The organism is Pseudomonas sp. M30-35, from assembly GCF_002163625.1.
Lineage (GTDB): Bacteria > Pseudomonadota > Gammaproteobacteria > Pseudomonadales > Pseudomonadaceae > Aquipseudomonas.
Genome location: NZ_CP020892.1, coordinates 3818407 through 3843327, shown reverse-complemented (window position 1 = coordinate 3843327; position 24921 = coordinate 3818407). Strand labels below are relative to the sequence as shown.

General features: G+C 55.5%; 21 protein-coding genes. 20 read left to right on the top strand and 1 reads right to left on the bottom strand.

Annotated features, from left to right (window positions below):
* The 15 genes from rsmH to lpxC all read left to right on the top strand — a co-directional run bounded on the left by rsmH (window position 1) and on the right by lpxC (window position 17374).
* A complete protein-coding gene (gene rsmH / locus B9K09_RS17745; protein WP_087518064.1) occupies window positions 1-942 on the top strand; it encodes a 16S rRNA (cytosine(1402)-N(4))-methyltransferase RsmH in 942 nt (313 codons plus the stop codon).
* Complete coding sequence (ftsL, locus tag B9K09_RS17740) at window positions 939-1232, top strand: cell division protein FtsL (protein ID WP_087518063.1); 294 nt, start codon at window positions 939-941, stop codon at window positions 1230-1232. The genes rsmH and ftsL overlap by 4 nt, the downstream gene beginning before the upstream one ends.
* Complete coding sequence (locus tag B9K09_RS17735) at window positions 1229-2959, top strand: peptidoglycan D,D-transpeptidase FtsI family protein (protein WP_371917414.1); 1731 nt, start codon at window positions 1229-1231, stop codon at window positions 2957-2959. Before ftsL ends, B9K09_RS17735 begins: the two co-directional genes overlap by 4 nt.
* Window positions 2959-4437: a UDP-N-acetylmuramoyl-L-alanyl-D-glutamate--2,6-diaminopimelate ligase gene (locus B9K09_RS17730; RefSeq protein WP_087518061.1), complete on the top strand. Its 1479-nt coding sequence runs from the start codon at window positions 2959-2961 to the stop codon at window positions 4435-4437. Before B9K09_RS17735 ends, B9K09_RS17730 begins: the two co-directional genes overlap by 1 nt.
* Complete coding sequence (gene murF / locus B9K09_RS17725; RefSeq protein ID WP_087518060.1) at window positions 4430-5809, top strand: UDP-N-acetylmuramoyl-tripeptide--D-alanyl-D-alanine ligase; 1380 nt, start codon at window positions 4430-4432, stop codon at window positions 5807-5809. The genes B9K09_RS17730 and murF overlap by 8 nt, the downstream gene beginning before the upstream one ends.
* Entirely contained in the window at window positions 5809-6891 is a 1083-nt protein-coding gene (gene mraY / locus B9K09_RS17720) for a phospho-N-acetylmuramoyl-pentapeptide-transferase (RefSeq protein ID WP_087518059.1), read from the top strand. The genes murF and mraY overlap by 1 nt, the downstream gene beginning before the upstream one ends.
* 7 nt (window positions 6892-6898) lie before the next feature.
* Entirely contained in the window at window positions 6899-8245 is a 1347-nt protein-coding gene (murD, locus tag B9K09_RS17715; protein WP_087518058.1) for a UDP-N-acetylmuramoyl-L-alanine--D-glutamate ligase, read from the top strand.
* Window positions 8245-9483: a putative lipid II flippase FtsW gene (ftsW, locus tag B9K09_RS17710; RefSeq protein ID WP_087518057.1), complete on the top strand. Its 1239-nt coding sequence runs from the start codon at window positions 8245-8247 to the stop codon at window positions 9481-9483. Before murD ends, ftsW begins: the two co-directional genes overlap by 1 nt.
* On the top strand, window positions 9473-10543 hold the full coding sequence (murG, locus tag B9K09_RS17705; protein ID WP_087518056.1) for an undecaprenyldiphospho-muramoylpentapeptide beta-N-acetylglucosaminyltransferase: 1071 nt from the start codon (window positions 9473-9475) through the stop codon (window positions 10541-10543). The genes ftsW and murG overlap by 11 nt, the downstream gene beginning before the upstream one ends.
* Window positions 10544-10571: 28 nt before the next feature.
* Complete coding sequence (gene murC, locus B9K09_RS17700; RefSeq protein WP_218192003.1) at window positions 10572-11981, top strand: UDP-N-acetylmuramate--L-alanine ligase; 1410 nt, start codon at window positions 10572-10574, stop codon at window positions 11979-11981.
* Complete coding sequence (locus tag B9K09_RS17695) at window positions 11978-12937, top strand: D-alanine--D-alanine ligase (RefSeq protein WP_087518054.1); 960 nt, start codon at window positions 11978-11980, stop codon at window positions 12935-12937. Before murC ends, B9K09_RS17695 begins: the two co-directional genes overlap by 4 nt.
* Window positions 12938-12940: 3 nt before the next feature.
* A complete protein-coding gene (locus tag B9K09_RS17690; protein ID WP_087518053.1) occupies window positions 12941-13798 on the top strand; it encodes a cell division protein FtsQ/DivIB in 858 nt (285 codons plus the stop codon).
* A gap of 20 nt (window positions 13799-13818) precedes the next feature.
* The gene (gene ftsA, locus B9K09_RS17685) at window positions 13819-15072 is read left to right on the top strand and encodes a cell division protein FtsA (RefSeq protein ID WP_087518052.1); all 1254 of its coding nucleotides are present in this window, start codon (window positions 13819-13821) and stop codon (window positions 15070-15072) included.
* Window positions 15073-15138: 66 nt separating this feature from the next.
* Entirely contained in the window at window positions 15139-16350 is a 1212-nt protein-coding gene (ftsZ, locus tag B9K09_RS17680; protein ID WP_087518051.1) for a cell division protein FtsZ, read from the top strand.
* 112 nt (window positions 16351-16462) lie between these two features.
* Complete coding sequence (gene lpxC / locus B9K09_RS17675; protein WP_087518050.1) at window positions 16463-17374, top strand: UDP-3-O-acyl-N-acetylglucosamine deacetylase; 912 nt, start codon at window positions 16463-16465, stop codon at window positions 17372-17374.
* 144 nt (window positions 17375-17518) lie between these two features.
* Here the strand turns inward: lpxC and B9K09_RS17670 are convergent, their stop codons facing one another.
* Window positions 17519-17974 (bottom strand): DUF721 domain-containing protein, encoded by a 456-nt coding sequence (locus tag B9K09_RS17670; protein ID WP_087518049.1) that lies wholly within the window; start codon window positions 17972-17974, stop codon window positions 17519-17521.
* An 80-nt stretch (window positions 17975-18054) separates the two neighbouring features.
* On the opposite strand from B9K09_RS17670, the gene B9K09_RS17665 reads away from it, so the two are divergent.
* The 5 genes from B9K09_RS17665 to B9K09_RS17645 all read left to right on the top strand — a co-directional run bounded on the left by B9K09_RS17665 (window position 18055) and on the right by B9K09_RS17645 (window position 24856).
* Window positions 18055-18984 carry a M23 family metallopeptidase gene (locus tag B9K09_RS17665; RefSeq protein WP_087519154.1) on the top strand — a complete coding sequence of 310 codons (930 nt, stop codon included), beginning with the start codon at window positions 18055-18057 and terminating at the stop codon, window positions 18982-18984.
* Window positions 18985-19105: 121 nt separating this feature from the next.
* On the top strand, window positions 19106-21841 hold the full coding sequence (gene secA / locus B9K09_RS17660) for a preprotein translocase subunit SecA (protein ID WP_087518048.1): 2736 nt from the start codon (window positions 19106-19108) through the stop codon (window positions 21839-21841).
* A gap of 151 nt (window positions 21842-21992) precedes the next feature.
* Entirely contained in the window at window positions 21993-23210 is a 1218-nt protein-coding gene (argJ, locus tag B9K09_RS17655; protein WP_087518047.1) for a bifunctional glutamate N-acetyltransferase/amino-acid acetyltransferase ArgJ, read from the top strand.
* 75 nt (window positions 23211-23285) lie between these two features.
* Complete coding sequence (locus B9K09_RS17650) at window positions 23286-23918, top strand: glutathione S-transferase (RefSeq protein WP_087518046.1); 633 nt, start codon at window positions 23286-23288, stop codon at window positions 23916-23918.
* On the top strand, window positions 23915-24856 hold the full coding sequence (locus B9K09_RS17645) for a Nudix family hydrolase (protein WP_087518045.1): 942 nt from the start codon (window positions 23915-23917) through the stop codon (window positions 24854-24856). Before B9K09_RS17650 ends, B9K09_RS17645 begins: the two co-directional genes overlap by 4 nt.
* Window positions 24857-24921 lie beyond the last annotated feature (65 nt).

The following is a 24921-nucleotide window of genomic DNA, read 5'->3' as shown; positions in this document are numbered from 1 at the left end:
ATGAATAGTGATTTCCGCCATATAACCGTGCTACTCGACGAGGCTGTCGAAGGGCTGGCTGTGCGCGCGGATGGTCGCTATATGGACGGCACCTTCGGCAGAGGCGGACACAGTCGGCTCATACTCGAGTCACTAGGCCCTGATGGCCAATTGCTGGGGTTCGATAAAGACCCCCTGGCAATCGCCACAGGGAATGCGCTAGCGGCCGAAGACGGCCGCTTTGTCGTTGTACAGAGAAGTTTTGCGGAACTTTCTGCTGAGGCGGCTGTCCGCGACCTGTCGGGTAAGGTCAGCGGCATTCTTCTGGATCTGGGTGTTTCCTCGCCTCAGCTGGATGACGCCACTCGCGGTTTTAGCTTTCTCAATGACGGTCCGCTGGATATGCGCATGGATCCGTCACGCGGCGTGAGCGCTGCGCAGTGGATTGCCAGTGCCAGCGAGGAAGAAATTGCCCGGGTTTTTAAAGAGTACGGCGAAGAGCGTTTTTCAAAACGCATGGCGCGCGCCGTGGTTATGCGTCGTGCAGAGCAGCCGTTTGAGCGTACCGCTGATCTGGCTCAAGTGCTAACCGTCGCCAATCCTGCCTGGGAAAAGGGTAAAAACCCGGCCACGCGTGCATTCCAAGGCTTGCGCATTTTTATCAACAACGAGCTGGGTGATTTGCACCTGGGGCTTGATGCTGCGCTGGAGACTCTTGAGGTCGGTGGTCGTCTTGTGGTGATCAGCTTCCACTCGCTGGAAGACCGAATTGTTAAGCAGTTCATGCGCAAGCACGCCAAAGGCGAGCAAGACAAATTGCCGCGTGACTTGCCAATCATTCCAAAAGCCTTTGAGCCACGTCTGAAGCTTATAGGTAAGCCGGTTTTCGCATCTGAAGCCGAACTCAAGGCTAATCCGCGCTCGCGTAGCGCTGTCATGCGTATCGCGGAGAAGCTGCGATGAACCTGCGCATGGTGAAATCCTTTCCGCGCGGCAGCGTGTTGATGCTGATGCTGTTTATTGCAGTGCTGGTTTCATCCCTGGCTGTATCTTATTGCTCGCATTGGAATCGCCAGCTGCTCAACGAGCTTTATTCCGAGCTGAGCGTGCGTGATAAAGCCCAGGCGGAATGGGGACGCTTGATTCTTGAGCAAAGCACTTGGACTGCGCATAACCGTATCGAAACACTGGCCAGCGAACAGCTGAACATGCGCATCCCAGACGCCGCCGAAGTGCGCATGGTGAAGCCATGATGAATCTTGAGGGCGCGCTTTATCCTTGGCGTTTTCGCCTCGTCTTGCTGCTCTTCGCAGCCATGGTCGGCGCGATCGTTTGGCGTATTGTCGACTTGCAGATTTTTGACCACGACTTCCTGCAGGCACATGGTGATGCGCGTAGCGTTCGCCATATTCCAATCCCTGCGCACCGCGGCTTGATAACTGATCGTAACGGTGAGCCGTTGGCGGTAAGCACACCAGTGACCACGCTCTGGGCCAACGGTAAAGAATTGCAAGCAGCCAAAGGTATGTGGCCAACGCTGGCTGAAGCCTTGGGGCAGGATCCGGATGATTTCGCCAAGCGCCTACAATCTCACGCTAAGCGTGAGTTTATGTATTTGGTGCGTGGTTTGACGCCAGAGCAAGGTCAGAAAATTCTCGACCTTAAAGTGCCTGGTGTTTATTCAATTGAAGAGTTCCGCCGTTTCTATCCAGCTGGCGAAGTTGCTGCGCACGTTGTTGGCTTTACCGACGTGGATGATCGCGGCCGTGAAGGTATGGAGTTGGCGTTTGATGAGTGGCTGGCTGGCGTGCCGGGCAAGCGCCAGGTGCTCAAGGATCGTCGTGGCCGTTTGATTAAAGATGTGCAGGTTACGCAGAACGCCAAAGCAGGCAAGGCACTGGCGCTGTCGATTGACCTGCGTCTGCAATATCTTGCGCACCGCGAGCTGCGTAATGCTCTGGTCGAGTTCGGTGCCAAGGCGGGCAGTCTGGTGATGGTTGATGTTAAAACCGGCGAAGTTCTCGCCATGGTTAACCAGCCAACGTACAACCCAAATAATCGTCGCACCATCCATCCTGCGGCAATGCGCAACCGTGCAATGACTGATGTGTTTGAACCGGGCTCGACGGTTAAGCCGTTCTCGATCAGTGCTGCGCTGGAAACTGGTCGCTGGAAACCAAGTGATACGGTAAACGTAGCACCAGGCTGGCTGCGTATCGGCAAGTACACAATTCGCGATGTATCGCGTAACAACGGTATGCTCGATCTGACCGGTATTTTGATCAAGTCGAGTAACGTCGGGATCAGCAAGGTCGCGTTCGATATCGGTGCAGAGTCGATCTACAGCGTTATGCAGCAAGTGGGCTTCGGCCAGGATACCGGCCTGAGTTTCCCAGGGGAGCGGGTTGGTAATCTGCCAAACCATCGCAAATGGGGGCCGGCGGAGACTGCAACTCTTGCTTATGGATACGGCCTTTCTGTGACGGCTGTTCAGCTCGCACACGCCTACACAGTGCTCGCAAATAACGGTAAATCAGTGCCTTTGTCGATGATCCGCGTCGATAAAACCCCTGATAGCGTGCAGGTTATTCCAGAAGACATCGCCAAGACCGTGCAAGGCATGTTGCAGCAAGTGATTGAAGCGCCGGGCGGAGTGTATCGCGCCAAGGTGCCTGGCTATCACGTTGCAGGCAAGAGTGGCACGGCGCGTAAAACGACCACCGGCACCAAGGGCTATACCCCGCATTCATATCGATCGCTGTTTGCCGGCTTTGCGCCGTCCCATAATCCGCGCATTGCATTGGCTGTGGTGATCGATGAACCGACTAAAGATGGTTATTACGGTGGTCTTGTTTCGGCGCCGGTATTCAGCCGGGTCATGGCCGGTGGCCTGCGCATGATGAACGTTACGCCAGACAATCTGCCGTCTGAAGAAGTGAAAACAGTCGATGCCTCATCGAGCAAGGGAGGGCGCGGCTAATGCCAATGCCTCTTAATCAGCTGTTGCCCAAAGCTAGCAGCAGCGTTTTGATCCGCGAACTGACTCTGGACAGCCGCAAAGTGCGTCCGGGCGATCTGTTTTTGGCGGTGCCGGGGCTCAATCAAGATGGCCGCGAGCACATTGCCGATGCGCTTGAGCGTGGTGCAGCTGCAGTGGCCTATGAAGCTGGCGGCGCTTTCGATATGAGTGTCGATAAAGCCGAGCTGGTTGCAATCAAGGATTTGGCGGGTCAGTTGTCGGCCATCGCTGGACGCTTTTATGGCGAACCTAGTCGCGGCTTGCACATGGTTGGCATCACCGGCACTAACGGTAAAACCAGTGTCAGCCAGTTGCTGGCGCAGGCGCTTGACACCCTTGGCGAGCGCTGTGGAATTGTCGGCACGTTAGGCAATGGTTTTTATAACGGTCTGGCTCAAGGTCTGCACACCACGCCAGATCCAATTGGTGTACAAGCAGTGCTTGCTGACCTGAAAAAGTCAGGGGCGCGGGCATTGGCGATGGAAGTGTCTTCGCACGGGCTTGACCAAGGTCGAGTTGCTGCGCTTGATTTCAACGTCGCGGTGTTCACCAACCTGTCCCGTGATCATCTTGATTATCACGGTACGATGGAAGCTTACGCCGCTGCCAAGGCCAAGCTGTTTAATTGGTCGAGCCTGCGTTGCCGGGTGATTAATCTTGATGATGCATTTGGTCAGCAATTGGCGCTGCAAAAGCATGAGTCACGCTTGATCAGTTACAGCCTGGATAACTCTGACGCCTATCTGCATTGCCGCGACATACAGTTTGATGACCAAGGCGTGCGCGCCACATTGGTCACCCCGCGCGGCGAAGGCAGTCTGCGCAGTTCATTGTTGGGCCGTTTCAACCTGAGCAATTTGCTCGCAGTGGTTGGGGCTTTGCTCGGGCTGGACTACGCACTGGATGAAATTCTTAAAGTCTTGCCAGGCTTGCAGGGGCCAATTGGTCGTATGCAGCGCCTTGGTGGAGTAGATGTTGCTGGGGTCAAGCAGCCGCTGGTTGTCGTTGACTACGCGCACACGCCGGATGCCCTGGAAAAGGTACTCGAAGCCTTGCGCCCACACGTCAAGGGCAAACTGCTCTGCGTGTTTGGCTGTGGCGGCGACCGTGATCGCGGCAAGCGTCCGCTGATGGCAACCGTTGTTGAGCGCTTGGCTGATCAAGTCATCGTCACTGATGACAATCCACGTAGCGAGAAACCTGAGCAAATCTTCGCCGATATTCATGACGGTTTGGCGAATGCTGACAGCGCACGGTTCATTGCTGGCCGCGGCGTGGCCATCGCCCAAGTGATCGGCGCGGCAAACAGCGACGATGTGGTGGTGCTGGCCGGTAAGGGCCACGAGGACTACCAGGAGATTAACGGTGTGCGTCAGCCATTTTCCGACTTGCAGGAAGCGGCGAAAGCCTTGTCTGCTTGGGAGGTAGCGCATGCTTAAGGCCCTGCGACTGAGCGAAATCACTGAGGCACTGAATGCGCGGCTGATAGGCCAGGATTGCGCCTTTGCTGCTGTCGGCACTGATAGCCGTTCGATCAAACCCGGGCAATTGTTTGTGGCGCTGACCGGGCCGAACTTTGATGGACACAATTACCTGTCGGAAGTGAGCGCCAAGGGCGCAGTCGCCGCACTGGTCGAGCGTGAAGTGCCGAACTCGCCGCTGCCACAGTTGCTCGTCGCTGATACGCGCCGTGCTTTGGGGCAGCTGGGCGCACTTAATCGTCAGGCGTTTGGTGGACCTTTGGTCGCGGTGACTGGTTCCAGCGGTAAAACCACTGTTAAGGAAATGCTCGCCAGTATCCTGCGCGAAGCCTTTGTTGAACATGGCGATGCGGTGTTGGCCACTCGCGGCAACCTGAATAACGAGCTGGGTGCTCCACTGACTCTGCTGGAGTTGGGACCGGAGCATAAGGCGGCGGTGATCGAGTTGGGCGCATCCGGGGTAGGTGAAATCGCTTACACCGTGGCCTTGGCCAAGCCGCATGTTGCCATCATCACCAATGCCGGTACTGCGCATGTGGGTGAGTTTGGCGGCCCCGAAAAAATTGTTGAAGCCAAGGGCGAGATTTTGCAAGGCCTCGATGCTGGCGGCGTGGCAGTGCTCAATCTTGACGATAAAGCATTCGCTACATGGGCTGAAAAGGCCAAGGGCAGGGCGCTGCTGAGCTTCTCGGTGCACAACAGTGAGGCTGATTTCTTTGCCAGTGAGGTCGCTCGCGACTGCCGTGGCTGCTCAAATTTCCATTTGCACAGCGAGCATGGGCAGGCGCGTATACAGCTCAATTTGCTCGGTGAGCACAACGTCGGCAATGCCTTGGCTGCGGCTGCGGCTGCTAGCGCGTTGTCCGTTCCGTTGGTTGATATCAAAACTGGCCTTGAAGCATTGCTTCCGGTCAAAGGCCGCGCTGTAGCGCAGTTGACTGACACTGGCATGCGCGTGATCGATGACAGCTACAACGCCAATCCTGCGTCAATTTGTGCGGCGATTGACATCCTCTCCGGTTTTTCAGGACACAAAGTACTGGTCTTGGGTGACATGGGCGAGCTGGGCGGCTGGGCTGAGCAAAGCCACCGTGATGTTGGGCACTACGCCAAAGGTAAGGTTGATGCGCTCTACGCCGTCGGCCCGCTGATGACTTATGCGGTAGAAGAGTTTGCAGAAAATGGTCGGCATTTCGCCGATCAAGCCAGTCTGATCGAAGCCCTGAAAGCTGAGAGCAGCGACACAACAATTCTAATTAAAGGTTCACGCAGCGCCGCGATGGAAAACATCGTGGCGGCGCTTTGTGGCACGTCTGGGGAGAAACACTAATGCTGCTGCTGCTGGCTGAATACCTGCAACAGTTCCACACGGGCTTCGCAGTGTTTCAATACCTGACACTGCGCGGGATCCTGGGTGTGCTTACAGCACTGGCGCTGTCGCTGTGCCTGGGTCCGTGGATGATCCGCACCCTGCAAATCCGTCAGATTGGCCAGTCGGTGCGCAATGATGGCCCGCAGTCGCATCTGTCGAAAAAAGGTACGCCTACCATGGGCGGCGCACTCATTCTTTCGGCGATTGCCATCAGTACCTTGCTTTGGGCAGACCTGAGCAACCGTTATGTGTGGGTGGTTCTGGCGGTTACGTTGCTGTTCGGTGCCATCGGCTGGGTTGATGACTATCGCAAAGTGATCGAGAAAAACTCACGTGGTTTGCCGAGCCGCTGGAAGTATTTTTGGCAGTCGGTATTTGGTCTGGGCGCGGCAATCTTTCTTTTCGTCACTGCGCAAACGCCGGTCGAAACCACGCTGATCCTGCCATTGCTTAAAGATGTCAGCATCCCTTTGGGCGCTGGCTTCGTGATCCTGACTTATCTGGTTATTGTCGGCTCAAGCAATGCGGTCAACTTGACTGACGGCCTCGATGGCCTGGCCATTCTGCCAACGGTAATGGTTGGCGGCGCGCTGGGCATCTTCTGCTATCTGTCGGGTAACGTGAAGTTTGCCGATTACCTGTTGATTCCATACGTACCGGGTGCTGGCGAGCTGATCGTATTCTGCGCTGCGTTGGTGGGTGCTGGCTTGGGCTTCCTCTGGTTTAACACTTACCCAGCCCAAGTGTTCATGGGCGACGTTGGCGCGCTGGCATTGGGTGCAGCGCTGGGCACCATTGCCGTGATCGTGCGTCAGGAAGTGGTGCTGTTCATCATGGGCGGCGTGTTCGTGATGGAAACCCTGTCGGTGATCATTCAGGTCGCATCTTTCAAGCTAACCGGCAAGCGGGTTTTCCGCATGGCACCGATTCATCATCACTTTGAACTCAAGGGCTGGCCTGAACCACGCGTCATCGTTCGTTTCTGGATCATCACCGTGATTTTGGTGTTGATCGGCCTTGCCACACTTAAACTGCGCTGAGGACCAAATGAGTCTGATTGCTTCTGATCACTTCCGCATTATTGTCGGCCTCGGCAAGAGCGGCATGTCTCTGGTGCGCTTCCTAGCGCGCCAAGGTGTGCGCTTTGCTGTGGTTGATACGCGTGCGAACCCGCCGGAGCTGAGCACCTTGCGTGAACAGTATCCGCAGGTGGAAGTGCGTTGCGGTGATCTGGACGTTGAATTCCTTTGCCGCGCCAGTGAGTTGTTGGTTAGCCCAGGCATCGCGGTTTCGACCCCTGCGTTGCAAGAAGCGGCGAGCCGTGGGGTGAAAATCTCCGGTGATATCGAACTGTTCGCACGTCACGCGAAGGCGCCAATCATTGCGATCACCGGCTCCAACGCGAAAAGTACAGTCACTACCTTGGTGGGTGAAATGGCTGCGGCGGCCGGTAAAAAAGTTGCTGTTGGCGGTAACCTGGGCACGCCAGCCCTTGATCTGCTGAGCGATGACATTGAGCTGTACGTCATGGAATTGTCGAGTTTCCAGTTGGAGACGACTGATCAACTGAATGCTGAAGTAGCGACTTGCCTGAACATCAGCGAAGACCACATGGACCGCTACACCGGCTTACCAGCCTATCACTTGGCTAAACACCGCATTTTCCGTGGCGCCAAGCAGGTTGTGGTTAACCGTGACGACGCGCTGTCGCGCCCGCTGATTGCCGATCAAGTACCTTGCTGGAGCTACGGCCTGGGCAAGCCGGACTTCCAGCGCTTCGGCCTGATAGAAGAAAACGGTGAGAAGTACCTTGGCTTCAAGTTTGAACGTTTGATGCCCGTGCGCGAGTTGAAAATTCGCGGCGGGCACAACCAGTCAAATGCATTGGCGGCATTGGCTTTAGGTCATGCCGTTGGCCTGCCGATGGCGGCGATGTTGGAGACCTTGAAGAAATTCAGCGGTCTGGTGCACCGTTGCCAATGGGTTGGTGAGCGCAAGGGGGTTAATTACTACGATGACTCCAAAGCGACTAACGTTGGCGCTGCGATTGCAGCCATTGAAGGCTTAGGCGCCGACATCCAAGGCAAGTTGCTATTGATTGCGGGCGGAGATGGCAAGGGTGCTGATTTCTCTGCGCTGCGCAAACCTGTCGCCAGTTTCTGCCGCGCCGTGGTGTTGCTGGGTCGTGACGCTGAACGTTTGGCGCAGGCGTTGGGTGATGCCGCACCGTTGATCCACGTTAAATCCCTGGAAGAAGCAGTTCAGCGCAGCGCTGAACTGGCTGAGTCGGGTGATGCTGTGTTGCTCTCGCCAGCGTGTGCCAGTCTCGACATGTTCAAAAACTTTGAAGAGCGCGGGCGCATGTTCTCGCAGGCAGTGGAGGGACTCAACTAATGTTGTCCTTCCTGCGTCCTTATCCTTCGCCATTCTTTAGTCGTCGCGGTTTTGACATGGACTTTGGCTTGCTCGCGGGTTGCTTGGCGCTGCTGGGTTTGGGGTTGGTGATGATTTCATCGGCTTCAACCGAAGTGGCTGCAGTCAACACCGGCAATCCGCTGTACTACATGATTCGCCACCTTATATACCTGCTGATTGGCCTAGGCGCGGCAGTGGTGGTGGTGATGATTCCTATAGCGACCTGGCAGCGTTGTGGTTGGATTTTACTGATCGCCGCCATCGGCATGTTGGTAGTCGTGTTGATTCCAGGCGTGGGCCGTGAAGTGAATGGCTCGATGCGCTGGATTGGCTTCGGTGCCTTCAACGTCCAGCCTTCTGAAATTGCCAAGGTGTTTGCGGTGATTTACCTCGCCGGTTACTTGGTGCGCCGTCAGGAAGAAGTTCGCGAAAGCTGGGCTGGTTTCTTCAAACCGTTTGTCGTGCTACTGCCGATGGCCGCACTGTTGCTGGCTGAGCCTGACTTTGGCGCTACCGTGGTGATGTTCGGCGCGGCGGCTGCAATGCTATTTCTCGGCGGCGTGGGTCTGTTCCGTTTTGGTCTCATGGTGTTGCTGGCTGTTGGTGCTGTTACCGCACTGGTACAAGACCCGTATCGCTGGGCGCGTATGACTAACTTTGCCGACCCATGGGCCGATCAATTCGGTGCGGGTTACCAGCTCAGTCAGGCATTGATTGCCTTCGGTCGTGGCGAATGGTTTGGCGTTGGCTTGGGTAATAGCATCCAGAAGCAGTTCTACCTGCCAGAAGCGCACACCGATTTCGTGTTCGCGGTACTCGCCGAAGAGCTCGGCATGGTCGGCGCGCTGGCGACGGTTGCCTTGTTCGTATTCGTTTGCGTCCGTGCCCTGTACATAGGTCTGTGGGCTGAACGTGCCAAGCAGTTCTTTGCTGCTTACACCGCGTACGGTCTGGCATTTCTATGGATTGGTCAGTTCTTGATCAACATTGGGGTGAACATTGGTTTGTTGCCGACTAAGGGTTTGACTCTGCCTTTCCTTAGTTACGGCGGCAGCTCGCTGGTTATCTGCTGTGTCAGTCTGGCATTGCTGCTGCGTATCGAATGGGAGTGCCGCAACCAACTTGGCAGTGAAGACGTCGAGTTCGATGAGTCTGACTTCGCCGAAGAACAGCCAAGCAAGCTGAGTACTGCCAAGGAGGTCAATCATGCGCGGTAATGTGCTGATTATGGCTGGCGGTACCGGCGGGCATGTGTTCCCGGCATTGGCCTGTGCGGCTGAATTCAAAGCCCGTGGCTACAGCGTCCACTGGCTAGGTACGCCGTGCGGCATTGAAAACGAATTGGTGCCTGCCGCCGGTTTGCCGCTGCACCTTATTGATGTCACGGGTTTGCGTGGCAAGGGCAAGCTGTCATTGCTCAAAGCACCTTTTCAATTGCTCAAAGCATTGTTTCAGGCACGCAAAGTGATGCGCAAACTTGAGCCTGTTTGTGTGCTCGGCATGGGCGGTTACGTCACCGGTCCCGGCGGGTTGGCTGCCAAGTTGGCTGGCGCGCCATTGATCATCCACGAGCAAAATGCTGTGGCCGGTACGGCTAACCGCAGCTTGGTGCCATTTGCCAGCCGTGTGTGCGAAGCCTTCCCGAATACCTTTGCCGCGTCGGGCAAACGTCGCACAACCGGTAACCCTGTACGCGAAGAACTGTTCCTTGAAACCCCGCGTGACAGCTTGCAGAACCGCAAGCCACGGTTACTGGTGATGGGCGGCAGTTTGGGCGCCGAACCGCTTAACAAAATACTGCCAGCGGCCCTCGCGCTTGTACCTGCCGAATTGCAGCCTGAAGTGTTCCACCAGGCTGGCAAACAACACGCTGAAATTACTGGCGAACGTTATCGCGAAGTAGGCGTCGAAGCGCAGGTCGCACCGTTTATCAAAGACATGGCGCAGGCCTACGCCTGGGCTGATCTGGTGGTTTGTCGTGCTGGCGCGCTGACCATCAGTGAGTTGGCTGCAGCGGGGCTGGCTGCATTTTTGATTCCGCTGCCCCATGCCATCGACGATCACCAAACACGCAATGCAGATTATTTGGTAGGTGAGGGTGCAGCCATCCTCCTGCCACAACGCTCCACTGATGCAGCCGCGCTTGCTGCACAGCTGACCGAGGTTTTGATGCACTCCGAACAACTGACCGCAATGGCCGCCAAAGCACGTCAACTGGCGAAACCTGACGCAACCCGCACTGTCGTTGATATCTGCCTGGAGGTGGCCCGTGGTTGAGAATCAAAAAGCATATCCCCAGCCTGAGATGCGCCGTATTCGCAGAATCCACTTCGTCGGCATCGGCGGCGCAGGCATGTGTGGCATTGCCGAGGTATTACTCAACCTTGGTTATCAGGTGTCTGGCTCTGACCTTAAAGAGTCGGCCGTGACTGAGCGCCTGAAGAGTTTTGGTGCGCAGATCTTTATTGGTCACCGTGCTGAAAACGCCGAAAGCGCTGATGTATTGGTGGTGTCGAGTGCGGTCAATACATCGAATCCGGAAGTCGCGGTTGCGCTTGATCGGCGTATCCCAGTGGTGCCTCGCGCCGAGATGCTCGCCGAGCTAATGCGTTACAGGCATGGCGTTGCGGTTGCCGGTACTCACGGTAAAACCACCACGACCAGCCTGCTGGCTTCGGTATTTGCTGCTGGCGGCCTTGACCCAACATTTGTGATCGGTGGCCGTCTCAATGCTGCCGGTACGAATGCACAGCTTGGCACCAGCCGTTACCTGATTGCTGAAGCGGATGAAAGCGATGCCAGCTTCCTGCATCTGCAGCCGATGGTTGCGGTCGTAACCAATATCGATATGGACCACATGAGCACCTATGAGGGTGACTTCAATCGCTTGAAGAAAACCTTTGTCGAGTTCCTGCACAACCTGCCGTTTTATGGTTTGGCAGTGATGTGTGTGGATGACCCGGTTGTGCGCGAAATTCTGCCGCAGGTGGCGCGCCCAACCATGACTTACGGCTTTGATGAAGACGCTGATGTGCGCGCTATCAATGTCCGTCAGCAAGGTATGCAAACCTTCTTCACCGTGTTGCGTCGCGACAGTGAGCCGCTTGAGGTGTCGGTCAATATGCCCGGCAACCATAACGTACTCAATGCATTGGCAACTATCGCCATTGCAACCGATGAAGGCATCTCTGACGAAGCGATCGTACAGGGTTTGTCTGGCTTTGAAGGCGTTGGCCGGCGCTTCCAGGTTTACGGCGAGCTGCCAGTTGAAGGCGGTGAAGTGATGTTGGTGGATGACTACGGTCATCACCCGCGTGAAGTTGCTGCAGTGATCAAGGCTGTACGTGGTGGCTGGCCAGAGCGCCGTTTGGTGATGGTTTACCAGCCGCACCGCTTCAGCCGTACCCGCGATTTGTACGACGATTTCGTGCAGGTGCTCGGTGAAACCAATGTGCTGTTGTTGATGGAAGTGTATCCAGCCGGTGAGGAGCCGATTCCTGGCGCCGATAGCCGTCAGCTGTGCCACAGCATCCGTCAGCGCGGCCAGTTGGACCCTATTTATATCGAGCGCGGCGTTGACCTCGCTCCGCTGATCAAGCCACTGCTACGCGCAGGCGACATTCTGTTGTGCCAAGGCGCAGGCGATATCGGTGGCTTGGCCCCACAACTAGTGCAGAGCCCGCTGTTTAGTGCGGCTGTAGGTAAGTCGAAATGAGTGGCCAAGTGTTTAGCGGTTTGAAGTCAGAACTGCCTGTCAGTGCCTTCGGTCGTGTTGCCGTGTTGTTCGGCGGCAAGAGTGCCGAGCGTGAGGTTTCGCTGAAGTCGGGCAATGCCGTGCTCAAGGCACTGCAAACCGCTGGCGTTGACGCGTTCGGTATCGATGTCGGTGATGACTTGCTGCAGCGTTTGCTCAACGAAAAAATTGACCGCGCTTTTATCGTGCTTCACGGCCGTGGCGGGGAAGACGGCAGCATGCAGGGCTTGCTGGAGTGCGCGGGTATTCCGTACACCGGCAGCGGCATCCTTGCATCGGCTTTGGCCATGGACAAATTGCGGACCAAGCAAGTGTGGCAAAGCCTTGGCTTGCCGACACCGCGTCACGCTGTGCTGGCGAGTGTTGAAGACTGTCAGGCAGCGGCCAGTGATCTGGGCTTTCCGCTGATCGTCAAGCCTGCGCATGAAGGTTCGAGCATCGGCATGGCCAAGGTCAACAGTGCTGAAGAGCTGATTGCTGCGTGGAAAGACGCGATCCGATACGACAGCCAAGTGCTGGTCGAGCAGTGGATCCACGGTCCTGAATACACCATCTCGACATTGCGCGGTCAGGTGCTGCCAGTGATCGGTTTGGGCACGCCGCACAGCTTTTACGACTACGACGCCAAGTACCTGGCGAATGACACTCAATACCGCATTCCCTGCGGCCTGGACGCAGCCAAGGAGCTTGAGCTCAAGGAACTGACCAAGCGTGCTTGTGATGCAGTCGGTGTGCAGGGGTGGGCACGTGCAGACGTGATGCAGGATGCCAGCGGTGCTTTCTGGTTACTTGAAGTCAACACGGTGCCGGGCATGACAGACCACAGCTTGGTGCCGATGGCAGCGCAGGCCGCCGGTTTGGATTTTCAACAGTTGGTGTTGGCGATTTTGGCCGACAGTATTGAGGCCCGGGGTTAAGTCATGAACGCCATTGCCCGCCATCAGCCAGGAGCTACCCGTGCACCCGTGCGCGGTAAGCCTGCGCAGCGCGGCGCCAGTCGTTTGGTGGAGAAGGAGCCGGCTGGTACGCGCTTGCGCAAAGCTGATCTGACGTTCCTGAAGCGTCTGACTTGGCCGTTGTTGCTGCTGGCTTTGGGTTTTGGTGCCTATGAGTTGTCTGTGCGTCTTATGCCTTATGTCGACCGGCCGATTGCCAAGGTCAGTGTTGAGGGTGAGCTGAGTTATGTCAGTCAACAAGTGGTGCAGGAGCGAATCGCACCGTTCATCAAGTCGAAGTTTTTCAGTGTCGACTTGAAGGGGTTGCGCCACGAGTTGGAACAAATGCCATGGATCGCCAGTGCGGCTGTGCGCCGTGTGTGGCCAGACCAGATTGTGGTCAGCCTGGAAGAGCAAATGCCGATCGCCCGTTGGGGAGATGGCTCGCTGTTGAACAACCAGGGTCAGGCGTTCGCGCCAGAAGGATTGGCTGAGTACGAACATTTACCGCAGTTGTACGGTCCTAAGCGTGCGCAGCAGCGGGTTATGCAGCAATACCAAGTGCTTAGTCAGATGCTGCGGCCTATGGGGTTCTCAGTCGCCCGGCTTGAATTGCGTGAGCGTGGAAGCTGGTTTTTAGTGACATCGCAGGGGGTTGCGCTGCTGTTGGGGCGTGATCACCTGGTTGAAAAAATGCGCCGATTCATTGCCATTTACGACAAAGAATTGAAAGAGCAAATCGCGAATATCGCGCGTATCGATCTGCGTTACTCCAACGGCCTAGCCGTTGCGTGGCGTCAGCCGGTAGCGCCCACAGCGGCCGAAACCGCTGCTGTGCAGTGAATCAGGAGAAGGCAATACACATGGCAAACGTTGAGAGTGGCAAGATGATCGTCGGCCTCGACATTGGCACCTCTAAAGTGGTGGCGCTGGTGGGTGAAGTTACCCCGGACGGCCAATTAGAGATCGTCGGTATCGGTACGCATCCATCACGCGGCCTGAAGAAGGGCGTGGTGGTTAATATTGAGTCGACGGTACTGTCGATCCAGCGTGCAGTCGAAGAGGCGCAGTTGATGGCTGGCTGCCGTATCCACTCGGCTTTCGTCGGCGTCGCTGGCAATCACATCCGTAGTCTCAACTCCCACGGCATCGTCGCTATCCGTGATCGCGAAGTGAGCCGTGCCGACCTTGAGCGTGTGCTTGATGCGGCTCAGGCAGTCGCCATCCCGGCAGATCAGCGTGTATTGCACACCTTGCCGCAGGATTACGTGATCGACAATCAAGAGGGTGTTCGCGAGCCTCTGGGAATGTCTGGCGTGCGTTTGGAGGCCAAGGTTCATGTGGTCACCTGCGCGGTTAATGCTGCTCAGAATATCGAGAAGTGCGTACGCCGCTGCGGCCTTGAAGTTGACGACATCATTCTTGAGCAACTGGCCTCTGCCTACGCAGTGCTGACTGACGACGAGAAAGAGTTGGGTGTTTGCCTGGTTGATATCGGCGGCGGTACGACCGACATCTGCATTTTCACCGAAGGCGCGATTCGCCACACCGCGGTGATCCCGATTGCGGGTGATCAAGTCACCAACGACATCGCCATGGCGCTGCGTACACCGACGCAATACGCCGAAGAAATCAAGATTCGTTATGCCTGCGCACTGGCCAAGCTGGCAGGTCCGGGCGAAACCATCAAAGTGCCTAGCGTAGGCGATCGTGCCCCGCGTGATTTGTCTCGCCAGACGCTGGCCGAGGTGGTTGAACCGCGTTATGACGAACTGTTCACCCTGATTCAGGCAGAGCTGCGTCGTAGCGGTTATGAGGACTTGATTCCGGCGGGCATCGTCCTGACCGGTGGCACCTCGAAGATGGAAGGTGCGGTCGAGTTGGCGGAGGAAATCTTCCATATGCCCGTGCGCCTGGGTGTTGCTCAAGGCGTTAAAGGTCTGGGTGATGTGGTGCGTAATCCAATTTATTCAACAGGCGTTGGCTTGTTGCTGTACGGCCTGCAAAAGCAAGCCGACGGAATTTCCATGTCTTCGGTTGGCAGCAGTGGTTTCAGCGAAGACAAAAAAGAACCCGTACTTGAACGTTTAAAGCGTTGGGTGCAGGGCAACTTCTGATTTTTCAGAGGTTGTTTGAGCGTGTGCAGTAGGCGTTACAAAACTAGAGTGTAAAGGAGAGGGAAAATGTTCGAACTCGTAGATAACATCCCGCAGAGCGCAGTTATCAAAGTTATTGGTGTCGGTGGCGGTGGCGGTAATGCCGTGAACCACATGTGCGTCAGTAACATCGAAGGCGTTGAATTTATTTGCGCCAACACCGACGCTCAAGCGTTGAAAAACATTGGTGCGCGCACCGTGCTGCAACTTGGCACTGGCGTGACTAAAGGTCTGGGTGCTGGTGCAAACCCAGAAGTTGGCCGTCAGGCCGCTATGGAAGACCGCGAGCGCATTGCTGAAGTGCTGCAAGGCACAGACATGGTCTTTATTACCACAGGTATGGGTGGCGGTACCGGTACCGGCGCTGCTCCAGTGATCGCTGAAGTCGCCAAAGAGATGGGTATTCTGACCGTTGCCGTGGTAACGCGTCCGTTCCCGTTCGAAGGCCGTAAGCGTATGCAAATTGCTGAAGAGGGCATCCGTTCTCTGTCGCAAAGCGTTGATTCGCTGATCACCATTCCTAACGAAAAACTGCTGACTATCCTCGGCAAAGACGCCAGCTTGCTGTCGGCTTTCGCTAAGGCTGACGATGTATTGGCAGGTGCTGTGCGCGGTATCTCCGACATCATCAAGCGTCCAGGTATGATCAACGTCGACTTTGCTGACGTTAAAACCGTGATGAGCGAAATGGGCATGGCGATGATGGGCACTGGTTGCGCCAGTGGTCCGAACCGTGCGCGTGAAGCAACTGAAGCGGCTATCCGCAACCCACTGCTGGAAGATGTAAACCTGCAGGGCGCGCGTGGCATCCTGGTTAACATCACTGCCGGTCCAGACCTTTCGTTGGGTGAATACTCCGACGTGGGTAACATCATTGAGCAATTCGCTTCCGAGCACGCCACCGTTAAAGTCGGCACCGTGATCGACCCGGATATGCGCGATGAGCTGCACGTAACAGTTGTTGCAACGGGTCTGGGTGCGAAAATCGAGAAGCCAGTTAAGGTTATCGACAACACTGTTCAGGTTAGCGCTGCGCCGGTTTCGGCTCCGTCAACCTCGCAGTCGGCTCCAGCTGCGACTGCTGCGCCACGTAGCGAGCAAACCGTTAACTACAAAGACTATGAGCGTCCAACCGTTCAGCGTCAGAGCCACGGTGCTGCGACTGCAGCTAAGCTGAATCCGCAAGACGATCTGGACTATCTGGATATCCCTGCGTTCTTGCGCCGTCAGGCCGATTAATGAAATGTATCAGGAGCATTAGGGTGATTGGTATTCAGCAAAGGCCGGTTCTGCTATTATCGCCGGCCATTGTTGAAAACAATTCGCAACTAGCGCTATAGCGGCCAGAGACATGATCAGACAACGCACCTTAAAGAACATTATCCGCGCCACTGGCGTCGGCCTGCATTCCGGGGAAAAGGTTTATCTGACCCTGAAGCCGGCACCCGTGGACACCGGTATCGTGTTCCGACGTACCGACCTAGACCCCGTCGTAGAAATTGCTGCGCGGGCGTGCAATGTCGGTGAAACCACCATGTCAACCACGTTGGTTAATGGTGACGTCAAGGTGGATACTGTAGAGCACTTGCTTTCGGCCATGGCAGGCCTGGGCATCGATAACGCCTACGTCGAACTCTCTGCATCCGAAGTCCCGATCATGGACGGCAGTGCGGGTCCTTTTGTTTTCCTGATTCAATCCGCAGGCCTGCAAGAGCAGGAAGCGGCTAAGAAATTCATCCGAATCATTCGCGAAGTGACTGTGGAGGAGGGCGACAAGCGCGCCACCTTCGTACCATTCGAAGGGTTCAAGGTGAGTTTCGAAATCGATTTTGATCACCCTGTTTTCCGTGACCGTACGCAAATGGCAAGCGTTGACTTCTCCAGCACTTCCTTTGTTAAGGAAGTCAGCCGGGCGCGCACATTTGGTTTTATGCGCGATATCGAGTTCCTGCGTTCGCAGAACCTTGCGCTCGGTGGCAGTGTAGATAACGCAATCGTGGTAGACGAAAATCGCGTGTTGAACGAAGACGGCCTGCGTTATGAGGACGAATTTGTTAAGCACAAGATTCTAGATGCGATCGGCGATCTGTATCTGCTGGGTAACAGCTTGATTGGTGAGTTCCGTGGTTTCAAATCTGGACACGCCCTGAACAACCGTTTGCTGCGCGAGCTGATTGCGCAGCCGGATGCTTGGGAAACTGTGACCTTTGATGATCCGAAGAACGCGCCGATTTCCTATATGCGTCCTGTGGCTGCGGGTTAAACCGAACACTCTCCGCTTTACGCTTAAGGCCACCGTCAGGTGGCCTTTTTTATTAAATGTTTCGATACAGGGAAGTTGCTACAACACTCCAGCTGGATTTTTGTTGGCTTGTTGGCTTGTTGGCTTGTTGGCTTGTCAGTGAAGTCAGTCGGCGGGCTTGGTGTGCTTGGCCAGTCGCTCAAGGGCTGCGCGCAATGTTGGGTCGCTTATACCTTCGGCTGTGGCTTGAATGTTCTCGGCGGCACTGTCCGATAGGATAATTGTGCGACGTCCCGCACGCCTTTCAGCTGTTGGCGGTTGCACCTTGAAGTGGATCTTGGTTAATGTCGCGAACGCTTCGAGTGTCTGCAGCTGTTTGAGCAGACGTTTTTGCTGATAACGCAGGCGGGTGGCCCAGTGTCCATCCGTGACAATAAGAAGCAAACAACCTTCACGCCAGGTCGCTACATGACAGTGCTCTCTGGCAGCAGGTTGAAGCTGGCTCTCAAGCAAGCGCTGCAGTTGATCAAGCCGCTGAGCTTGATTAAACAAGGCTTGCAGGGGCTTCGCTTCGCGCAATAGCGCGGCGGGAGCTTTAGCTGGCAACGGACGAAAAGTCATGGCTGGACGCCTACGTTTGTGGAATCGCCATGGTAGCAGAAATGCTGCTACCTACTTGGGGTCCACCAAAAGGGGAAGTCGTGCAAATAATTTTACTCAGTCGGCGCCATGGCGCTGCCCGAACATTAAGCTTCGATTTAAGGTGGCTGGTGGCGGGAATATTCATGTTGGTGGGCGTTTCGCTCAGCCTCGGCACTTTTGTCGGTGTGCAAATATCACCTCAAACCGAGGCGGTTGCGCATGATGACAGCCAAATAATTAACCAGGCGCTTGATGAACAGCGTGCCGAAGTGGGAGCTGTACGCGTGGATGCGCAGCGTCAACTTGACGCATTCGCTGTCTATGTTGCAGAACTACAGGCACGTTTGACGCGCCTGGACGCGCTGGGTGAGCGCCTGACCGAGCTGGCAGATATCGACTCAAGCGAGTTCGACTTCTCGCTTAACGTGGGGCAGGGTGGCGCTGAGGATGCTTATGGTAGCGCTGCCTATGCGCCACCGGCATTCATGAGCACGCTGGATGATCTGGCTTTGCAGCTAGACAGCCGTGAGCAGCAGCTAGAGGTGCTTGAGCAGTTATTGGCTGAGCGTCGGCTCACCGAAGCTGAGTATTTGGCGGGCCGTCCAGTCCTGCAAGGGTATGTATCTTCACCCTTTGGTCGTCGTATACACCCGTTGACCGGGCGTGCCACTGTGCATAAAGGTGTTGATTTCGCTGCTAAGGCAGGAAGTCCTGTGATTTCTGTTGCGGCGGGCGTTGTAACCTTTTCCGGGCGTAAAAACGGTTATGGTAATGTGGTTGAGGTTAGCCATGCAGATGGTTACACAACCCTTTATGCGCACAATAAACGCAACGTGGTGCAAGTCGGTGATCTGGTCAAGCGAGGGCAAACAATTGCTCTGGTTGGTAGCACGGGCCGCTCCACGGGGTATCATGTGCACTTCGAAGTAACTAAGCTTGGTCGAGTGGTAAATCCTTCCAGCTACATAGCTCGTGTAAGCGGCAACTAATAACGCCGCTTTCATCATCTTCGTTTCCGGGTAGAATGCCCCCTTCGCACGCAGCCATTAGGGCTGCATGGGCGACTAGTGGGTCGCCCTCCATCCATACGTGTGGGAAGAACCTGTCGATATGTTTGCGCCTTTGTTGAAAAAACTCTTTGGAAGCAAGAATGAGCGTGAGGTTAAGCGCTTGCTCAAGGCGGTTCAGTCCGTTAATGCCTTTGAGGAGCAGATGCTTGCGCTCTCCGATGAGCAGCTGCGTGCCAAAACCGAAGAATTCAAAGCTCGTTTAGCCAAAGGTGAAACGCTTGATCAGCTATTGGCTGAGGCGTTTGCCGTGGCCCGTGAGGCTGGTAAGCGAGTAATGGGCATGCGTCACTTCGATGTGCAGTTGATCGGAGCGATGACCTTGCATGAAGGCAAAATTGCCGAAATGCGCACCGGTGAGGGTAAAACCCTCGTGGCGACTCTGGCGGTGTACCTCAATGCATTGGCCGGTAAAGGCGTGCATGTGGTTACGGTCAACGACTACCTGGCTCGTCGTGACGCCAACTGGATGCGTCCACTGTACGAATTCCTCGGCTTATCCGTAGGTATCGTTACGCCGTTCATGCCGCCAGAAGAAAAGCGTATTGCCTACGCCTCCGACATTACCTACGGCACCAACAACGAATTTGGTTTCGATTATCTGCGCGACAACATGGCGTTCAGTCTGGAAGACAAGTTCCAGCGTGAACTCAACTTCGCGGTAATCGACGAAGTCGACTCGATTCTAATCGACGAAGCACGTACGCCATTGATCATCTCTGGTCAGGCCGAAGACAGCTCAAAAATGTACGTTGAGATCAACAACCTGATCCCGCGACTTGAGCTGCATGTCGAGGAAGAAGAAGGCGTGGTGACCAAAGAAGGTCACTACACCGTTGATGAAAAAACACGTCAGGTTGAACTCAATGAACAGGGTCACCAGTTCATTGAAGACATTTTGACTCAGGCCGGTTTGCTCGCTGAGGGTGAAAGCCTTTACTCCGCACACAACCTTGGCCTGCTGACCCACGTCTATGCTGGCCTGCGTGCGCACAAGTTGTTCCATCGTAATGTCGAGTACATCGTACAGAACGATCAAGTCTTGCTGATCGACGAGCACACCGGTCGTACCATGCCTGGCCGTCGTTTGTCCGAAGGCCTGCACCAGGCGATCGAAGCTAAAGAAGGTCTGAACATTCAGGCTGAAAGCCAGACGCTTGCGTCCACCACCTTCCAGAACTACTTCCGCTTATACAACAAGCTGTCTGGCATGACCGGTACAGCTGACACTGAAGCGTTCGAGTTTCACCAGATTTACGGGCTTGAGGTCATGGTTATCCCAACCAACCGTGCGTTGGCGCGTAAAGACTTCAATGATCTGGTCTATCTGACTCAGGAAGAGAAATACGCTGCGATTGTCGCGGACATCCAGGAGTGTCAGGCACAAGGTCGCCCGATTCTGGTGGGTACTGCCTCGATTGAAACCTCCGAGTACATGTCGGCCTTGCTCAACAAGCAGGGGATCGAGCACAAGGTTCTTAACGCTAAGTTCCACGAAAAAGAAGCAGAAATCATTGCTCAGGCTGGCCGTCCAGGCGCGCTGACTATCGCCACCAACATGGCCGGTCGTGGTACTGACATTCTCCTGGGCGGTAACTGGGAAGTTGAAGTTGCAGCGCTGGAAAACCCAACTGATGAACAAGTTGCTCAGGTCAAGGCTGACTGGCAGAAGCGTCATCAGGCGGTGATTGAATCGGGCGGTCTGCATGTAATTGCCTCGGAACGTCACGAATCACGACGTATCGACAACCAGTTGCGTGGACGTTCCGGTCGCCAGGGTGACCCAGGTTCCAGCCGTTTCTATCTGTCGCTTGAAGACAGCCTGATGCGTATCTTCGCTTCTGATCGAGTGAAGAACTTCATGAAGGCGCTGGGCATGCAGCCGGGCGAAGCGATTGAGCACCGCATGGTGAGCAACGCTATTGAGAAGGCTCAGCGTAAGGTTGAAGGTCGTAACTTCGACATGCGTAAGCAGTTGCTCGAATTTGATGACGTGGCAAACGAACAGCGTAAAGTGATTTATCACATGCGTAATACGCTGTTGGCCTCGGAAGAAATTGGCGCAACCATCGAGGAGTTCCGCCAGGAAGTTCTTGAAAGCACCATCAATGAGCATATTCCACCGCAGTCACTGCCAGAACAGTGGGATGTAACCGGTCTGGAATCTGCGATTTACACTGGTTTCGGTATTAATCTGCCGATCCAGCAGTGGTTGGATGATGATCACAAACTCTATGAAGAAACCCTGCGTGAGCGCATTCTTCAGGAGCTGATCAGCGCTTATAACGAGAAGGAAGAACAAGCCAGCGCGGAAGCTCTGCGCACCTTCGAGAAGCAGATCCTGCTGCGTGTTCTTGATGACCTGTGGAAAGATCACCTGTCGACAATGGATCACCTGCGTCACGGTATTCACTTGCGCGGTTACGCCCAGAAGAACCCAAAGCAAGAGTACAAGCGCGAGTCATTCACCTTGTTCCAAGAGCTGCTTGATTCGATCAAGCGCGACACCATCCGTGTGCTTTCGCATGTCCAGGTTCGTCGTGAAGATCCGGTCGAGGAAGAAGAACGTCTGCGTCGCGAAGCTGAGACCATGGCCGCACGCATGCAGTTTCAGCATGCTGAAGCTTCTGCTCTGGATCAGCCAGAAGTTGAGCCGCAAAACGATGACGCGACTGGGACCACTGTACCTGTACGCGTTGATCAGAAGATCGGACGTAATGAACCTTGTCCTTGTGGTTCTGGCAAGAAATACAAACATTGCCACGGGCAGCTGGGCTAATTGATATAGCCTTGGCTCGCCACTGGCTGCCAAGGTGATTGAAAGTAGTTAAGCTCGACTGACCCGTAAACGCCGCGACCGGTTAAACCGATCGCGGCGTTTTACCATCCAACTAACCGCATGACGCTTCAACATCTCAAGGAGTTTATTCATGGCTGTAGGTCTTGGCCCGCTGTCTACCCTGCACCCAGTTGCAGGCTTTGAACTGGGAATCGCGAGTGCTGGTATCAAGCGCCCGGGGCGAAAAGATGTTGTCGTCATGCGCTGCGCTGAAGGCTCAAGTGTTGCTGGCGTATTTACCCTCAACTCATTTTGCGCAGCGCCGGTTATCTTGGCTAAAAAGCGGGTGCTCGGTTCAGTGCGTTACCTGCTCACCAACACGGGCAATGCCAATGCGGGCACCGGTGAACCTGGGTTGGAAAATGCCGCGCGTACCTGCGCCAGGCTGGCTGAGCTTGCCGGTGTCGATGAGCAGTCAGTATTGCCGTTCTCAACCGGTGTGATTGGCGAGCCGTTACCGGTTGAGAAGATCGAAAGCGCCCTGCAAGCGGCGCTTGATAACCTATCAGAGAATAACTGGGCGGATGCCGCAACGGGCATCATGACCACTGACACCTTGCCTAAAGGCGCTAGCCGCCAGTTCGTTCATGAAGGCGTCACCGTTACCGTCACTGGTATCAGCAAGGGCGCTGGCATGATCAAGCCCAACATGGCGACCATGCTCGGCTACATCGCCACTGATGCCAAGGTTAGCCAAGGCGTGCTCCAGGATTTGCTGCGTGATGCGGCGAACAAATCGTTCAACCGCATCACCATTGATGGCGATACCTCAACCAATGATTGCTGCATGCTGGTCGCAACCGGCAAGGCCGAACTGGACGAAATCAGCCAAGCCAAAGGCGCTTACTTTGCGGCATTGAAGCAGGCAGTATTTGAGGTGTGCATGGAGGTTGCTCAAGCCATCGTTCGTGACGGTGAGGGTGCGACCAAGTTTGTTACTGTTGTTGTTAACGGCGGCGCGACGCATCAGGAGTGCTTGGATGTGGGTTATGCCGTTGCACATTCACCACTGATCAAAACCGCGCTGTTCGCATCCGACCCTAACTGGGGGCGCATTCTTGCCGCAGTTGGCCGCGCGGGTGTAGCGCAGCTTGATGTCAGCAAGATTGATGTCTTCCTCGGCGATGTGTGTATCGCCAGCAAAGGCTGCCGGGCAGACACTTACACCGAAGAGCAAGGCTCGGCGGTGATGGCTGAGGCGGAAATTACCATACGTATTGAGTTGGGGCGTGGCGCGAGTAGCGAAACCATTTGGACCACTGACTTGTCGCATGAGTACGTTAAGATCAACGCAGAATATCGCACGTAATCAAGGCCTCGACCTAGCGCGGGGCTGCATTGCCCCGCGTTACCATGACCCACTCTAAGTCGCCGGAGAGTATCCATGTCGCTGCAATTAGTCATTGGGGATAAACGCTATTCTTCCTGGTCATTGCGCGCGGCTCTTGCGCTTGAGCTGGCGGGTGCCAGCTATTCTGAAATACTCATCGGGCTGAACAAGGCGGATACCGCTCAACGTATTGCCCTGCACTCACCGTCCGGTAAAGTACCGCTGCTGAAAACAGCTGAAGGCCCGGTATGGGACTCTTTGGCAATTATTGAATACCTTGCCGAACAATATCCGCAAGCTGCGTTGTGGCCGCGTGACACCTATGCTCGCGCTGTCGCCCGCAGTGTTTGTGCGCAAATGCACAGTGGTTTCGTTGCCTTGCGTACACACATGCCGATGGACCTGCAGCGTGATCAGCCTCTGACCGATATGCCCGCTGAAGTCGCTATCGATATACAGGTGGTTTGTGCGTTGTGGGCGGAATGTCGTGCTGCATTTGCTCAGGATGGACCATTCCTGTTTGGCCAGCCAAGCGCTGCCGATGCGGTTTACGCGCCGGTGGCCAGCCGCCTGCGTAGCTATCAGGTTGAATTGCCGGCAGAAGCGCGCGCTTATGTTGAGACTATCTATAACTGGCCGGTCTTTCAGCGCTGGTATAACGCTGCGCAAGAGGAACATTTTGGGTGAAACGAGTACATGTTGTCGCTGCCGTTATTCGTGGAAACGCTAGCCGAATTCTGATTGCCAAGCGTGCGGATGATCAACATCAAGGCGGGCTCTGGGAATTTCCAGGCGGTAAAGTGGAAGCGGGCGAGGCAGTTGAAGCCGCGCTTGCTCGTGAGTTGAGTGAAGAGCTTGGCATTGTGCCGACGGCTGCGCAGCCGCTTATACAAATCATGCACGACTACCCAGACAAGCAAATTCTGCTCGATGTATGGGATGTCACGGCTTTTCAGGGTGAGCCGCATGGCGCAGAGGGTCAGCCATTGATGTGGGTGACCAACCGGCAACTTCTGGAGTACCAGTTCCCAGCGGCGAACAAGCCTATCGTGGCCGCCGCACGGCTGCCTGAACACTACCTGATTACCCCAGAAGGTCTTGATACGGGTGAGCTGCTGCGAGGTATCAAGCGCGCAGTAGATGGCGGCGTTCGTCTGATACAGTTGCGGGCGCCAGAAATGTTTGACCCACAGTATCGTGATCTTGCACTCGACGCGGTCGGTCTCTGTGCTGGCCGTGCTCAACTGATGCTTAAAGGCCCACTGGAGTGGCTCAGTGATTTTCCTGCGACTGGTTGGCACTTGACCTCAAAGCAGCTGCGTCAGTTGGCCTCCGGTGAGCGGCCTATTCCAGTTGAACGCTGGTTGGCCGCGTCCTGTCATTCGGCTGAGGAATTGTTGCTTGCGCAGCAGTTAGGCGTGGATTTCGTCACGCTGTCACCGTTACTCGCAACACAAACCCACCCTGATGCCCAACCTCTGGGTTGGCAACACGCTGAGGCGTTGCTGGCAACAGCGCAACTGCCGGTTTATCTGCTCGGCGGTGTCGGTCCTGAAGATTTCTCACAGGCGCGCCAACTGGGTGCTCAAGGCGTGGCCGGGATTCGTGCGTTTTGGCCACAGTGAGTATTTCCCGGCAATGATAGGGTCAAGCCGCATGCACGATGCTCTGTGTTGATGCTGCGTCAAAT